We start from the raw sequence: 3,992 nt of genomic DNA, 5'->3' as shown, positions 1-3,992 counted from the left end.
GAATCAACGAAATTCAACTCCACAGTATCGGAATCAATCTTCTTAGCCGATTCAGAAAGGAACCTGGGATTAAAGGCTATGACAATGTTGTCTCCTTCCTTGTTTGCATCAAGAATCTCTATGGATTCCCCGTGATCAGGCTTCTAGCAACTATCTTAAACTGCTCATCGTCTATTTCAAACTTGACCGAATCCGATCCGAGCCTTGCGGCAATCGATGCCCTTCTTACAGCATCTGAAAAGACCTCGGTAGAAAGAACAAGTCTGGCCTTGAATGATTTGGGAAGAACCTTCTTGTAGTCCGGAAACTCAGCATCCACAACCTTTGTTACTATCTCAGTGCCGTCAAAAAGGAACTGAACACGCGAACCATCATAGGTTACCTTCAACAAATCAGACATTGCAGCTTTAAGACTGTTTTGCAAATCCTTCATGCTCTTAAGCGTAAGCAGAAAGTGGTCATCGATGTTAAGGTCAATTCTTTCTTCGGAGAGCGCCATCCTGAATCCATCCGCAGCTACAAGTCGAAGGTAACCATCTTCGAATTCCCAGTAGACACTGTTCAGATTTCTCATGAATTCATCCCTAGCAGCACAGAAAATCACTCTATCTATCATCAGTTCAATCGATGAAACCGACACTGCGAATTCAAGTCCTCCCGAGGTTGGTTCAACAATGGGGAATTCCTCGGGATCCATTGTTGGAAGAGTGAAGCGGGCACTTCCCTCCCTAATGATAACGTTTGTATCTTCTGTTTCAAAAACAACTTCTCCCTCTGGAAGATTTCTGACTATTTCGAGTACCAGACGCGCATCTATGACAAAATCGCACCTTCCATCTATGTGCTTTGGTCTCAGCTCTGTAGTAATTGCCGTTTCTAGATCAGTGGCCTGAAGCTTAACCGTTGAGTCATCCTTCATTGAAAAATATATGCCCGAAAGAATTGGCTTCACGCTTTTCGGAGCAACTGCCCCAGAAACCGATTCTAATCTTGTGAGGATTTCTGAACGAGCTGCGACGAATTTCATCATACACCTCCACTTGAAGAGCTTTTCATAAATTATAACATCTATGTGGCATAATCATTATCAGAAGCAACAGCGATAGATTTCTTCCTTTGGGAGAGAACAACATGAATATCGAATATATTCATTCATGGTCAATGGAACCGGTTCAAGCTATAGACCTACAAAAGAAACTCAGGGACAAGCTTACATTTGAGGACTACTCTCGGGAGCCAAGACTAGTGGCAGGAATAGACGTTTCTTTCCCTTTTAGAGAGATTGCGCTCGCCGTAATTGTGGTTATGGAGTTCAGCTCTCTATCCGTAGTTGATCATTTCTTTTCTCTTAAAAAGGTTGAGACGCCTTACATCCCCGGTCTATTGTCGTTTAGGGAGGGGCCCGCTATACTTGATGCGCTGTCCAGATCACCGGAAGTTGACCTGCTCTTCTTTGATGGACACGGGATAGCTCATCCCAGAGGGATTGGTATAGCTTCCCACATAGGACTTTTCGTAGAAATACCGACGATAGGCGTTGCGAAAAGCCTTCTCTATGGAAAGGTCGAAAGCCTCCCGAGAGAGAAAGGACAAAGCAGCAGAATTCTCTCATCAGGCGGTAGATTGCTAGGATATGCGCTATGTACAAGAACGAGTGTGAAACCGGTTTTCATTTCACCGGGAAATAGAATGACTGCGGAAAGCGCTCTCAGGTTATCAATAAGAACAATTGGAAAGTACAGAATACCGGAACCTACTAGACAAGCACATATCCTCACCCAACGATTGAAGAATCAACTTATCCTGTAAAAGACTATCGATGCGGCACCTGTTATCCCTGCATTCTCTACCAATTTGCTCAGAGTGATGCTGAAGGTCCCGTTAAAAGAAGTCATTACGAAAGCCGGGAGTTTTTCCCTTATTCCGTTTATTAGCAAATCTCCAGCTCTGCTGATCCCACCGCCAATGACAATATGTTCTGGATTGAACACATGTATGAAATTTCCGATTGCAATAGCCAGGGCTCTGGTTGCTCTTTCTACGATCAGAGTTGCTGCGAGATCACCCTCCCGTGCCGCGTCAAAGACCACTTTAGAGTTTAATTCAGGCGACGCAAATATCGTTGACTGTGGAAATCTCTTCGAATATTCCCTGGCCAAATTTACTATGGCCGTCGCCGAAGCAAGAGCTTCAAGACATCCGTGAGAGCCACAACCGCAAACTGGTCCTTCCGGTTCAACTATAGTGTGTCCAAGTTCCCCTCCATAGCCTTTGCTACCTGTCATCAAAATACCGTGGGTTATCACTCCCCCTCCGACTCCGGTACCTAATGTAAGGCCTACCATGTGTTGGCTGCCTTTGAACTCACCGAATGCCCACTCTCCTAGAATAAAGGAATTTGCATCGTTCTCTACAAAAGTTCTTATTCCAGTGACTCTCTCGAGCATAGCTGCCAGTCCGAACCCCGACCAATCGGGAAGATTTGGAGAAAACAGCACAGTCCCCGTATCGTGGTCGATCGATCCAGGTGAACCAACCCCGATTCCGATAATTTGTTTTGAGTCGATACCCGACTTAACAAGGAGCTCATTTATCGCTTCACCAATTCTTGTGACGACAGTAGTTCTACCTTCTGACACTCTTGTAGGGATCACCTTTTTTTCGACTATCTTACCGTCTTCCTCAACTATCCCTATCTTTGTCTCTGTTCCACCCAGATCAATTCCTATTACGCGTCTGACCATCATTATCTCCCATCTAGTACTGCTTCTTTTCCATTTCAATCAAATCCAAGAATTCGTCATTTGATCCGGTGCCTCGAAGTTTCTCCATGATTAGTCTAAGTCCCTCTTCTTCCGACATTGAAGACAGCATTCGCCTTAGAATCCAGATCTTTCTCAGAATATCTGAAGGAAGAAGTAGTTCTTCCCTTCTAGTACCGGAAAGAGTAAGATTGATCGATGGGAACATCCTCTTGTTGGCCAGCTGTCTAGATAGAATCAGTTCCATATTTCCAGTACCCTTAAACTCTTCGAAAATAACTTCATCCATCTTGCTCCCAGTTTCAACGAGCGCTGTAGCGATTATCGTAAGGCTTCCGCCCTCTTCTATGTTTCTAGCCGCTCCAAAGAAGTATTTGGGCTTGTAAAGCGCAGAAGGATCCACACCACCGGAGAGAAGCTTTCCGCTGGGCGGAACATAGAGATTGTAGGCTCTTGCTAGTCTAGTAATACTGTCGAGAAGAATGACAACATCATAATTGAATTCGACCAATCTTTTTGCCATTTCGATAGTCATCTCCGCGACTCTAATCTGCTTTTCTGGATGCATATCAAATGGGGCGGCTATTACATGAGCATTTGTGCTTCTTCTGAGATCAGTGACCTCTTCAGGTCTCTCGTCGATTAACAGAATTATTCTTATGGTGTCTGGGTGATTCTCAGCAATTCCGTTAGCAAGCTCCTTCAGCAGTATGGTCTTCCCCGCTTTGGGAGGTGAAACTATCAATCCTCGCTGTCCCTTTCCAATTGGGGAGAAGAGATCAACCATTCTTGTGCTCATTATGTGAGAATCTGTCTCGGTAATCAACCTGTCTTCAGGGTGGATTGGCGTAAGATTCTGAAAGGTAATTCTTTCTGCAGCGAAGTTTATCGCCTTGTGATTAATAGCCTCTATTCTCAATAGCGCAAAGTATTTCTCGCCTTCCTTCGGGGGTCTTACCTGCCCGGCTACTGTATCGCCACTTGTAAGGTTGAATCTTCTTATCTGAGACTGGCTCACATATATGTCGTTAGAACTCGGAAGAAGGTTGTTATCCAGAGTTCTAAGAAAGCCATATCCCCCGTCAGTGATTTCAAGAACTCCCTGATCGAAGAAGTAACCATAAGATTCCGTTTGGGCTTTAAGAACAGCGAATATCAAATCTTTCTTTGCCATCTGCGTATAGCCTTGGACATCATACTTCCTAGCAAGCTTGTAGACTTCTCTGATAG

General features: G+C 44.6%; 5 protein-coding genes. 1 reads left to right on the top strand and 4 read right to left on the bottom strand.

Annotated elements, in window-relative coordinates; translation table 11 throughout:
* Positions 1-80, bottom strand: an 80-nt coding sequence (locus tag BG32_RS16945; RefSeq protein ID WP_310793851.1) for a hypothetical protein, incomplete at its 3' end; no start/stop codon positions are given.
* 38 nt (positions 81-118) lie between these two features.
* A complete protein-coding gene (gene dnaN / locus BG32_RS01400) occupies positions 119-1,030 on the bottom strand; it encodes a DNA polymerase III subunit beta (RefSeq protein WP_310793850.1) in 912 nt (303 codons plus the stop codon).
* A gap of 101 nt (positions 1,031-1,131) precedes the next feature.
* Here dnaN and BG32_RS01395 point away from each other — a divergent pair, with 101 nt between their 5' ends.
* Positions 1,132-1,809, top strand: a complete 678-nt coding sequence (locus tag BG32_RS01395; RefSeq protein WP_006492386.1) for an endonuclease V — start codon at positions 1,132-1,134, stop codon at positions 1,807-1,809.
* On the opposite strand, the gene BG32_RS01390 is transcribed toward BG32_RS01395, so the two are convergent.
* Both BG32_RS01390 and rho read right to left on the bottom strand, forming a co-directional pair.
* On the bottom strand, positions 1,794-2,747 hold the full coding sequence (locus tag BG32_RS01390) for an ROK family protein (RefSeq protein WP_006492383.1): 954 nt from the start codon (positions 2,745-2,747) through the stop codon (positions 1,794-1,796). The two genes, BG32_RS01395 and BG32_RS01390, sit on opposite strands and share 16 nt — an antisense overlap.
* Before the next feature lie 10 nt (positions 2,748-2,757).
* Positions 2,758-3,990, bottom strand: coding sequence for a transcription termination factor Rho (rho, locus tag BG32_RS01385; protein ID WP_409072639.1), 1,233 nt, complete (start codon positions 3,988-3,990; stop codon positions 2,758-2,760).
* Between the last annotated feature and the right edge of the window lie 2 nt (positions 3,991-3,992).

The organism is Mesotoga sp. HF07.pep.5.2.highcov (genome assembly GCF_003666285.1).
In the GTDB taxonomy this organism is placed as follows: Bacteria; Thermotogota; Thermotogae; order Petrotogales; family Kosmotogaceae; genus Mesotoga; species Mesotoga prima.
This window is presented reverse-complemented; position numbering and strand designations above follow the sequence as displayed.

Coding starts and splice junctions, on each gene's coding strand:
- dnaN (WP_310793850.1), bottom strand. CDS start 1,030: ATGATGAAATTCGTCGCAGCTCGTTCAGAAATCCTCACAAGATTAGAA.
- BG32_RS01395 (WP_006492386.1), top strand. CDS start 1,132: ATGAATATCGAATATATTCATTCATGGTCAATGGAACCGGTTCAAGCT.
- BG32_RS01390 (WP_006492383.1), bottom strand. CDS start 2,747: ATGATGGTCAGACGCGTAATAGGAATTGATCTGGGTGGAACAGAGACA.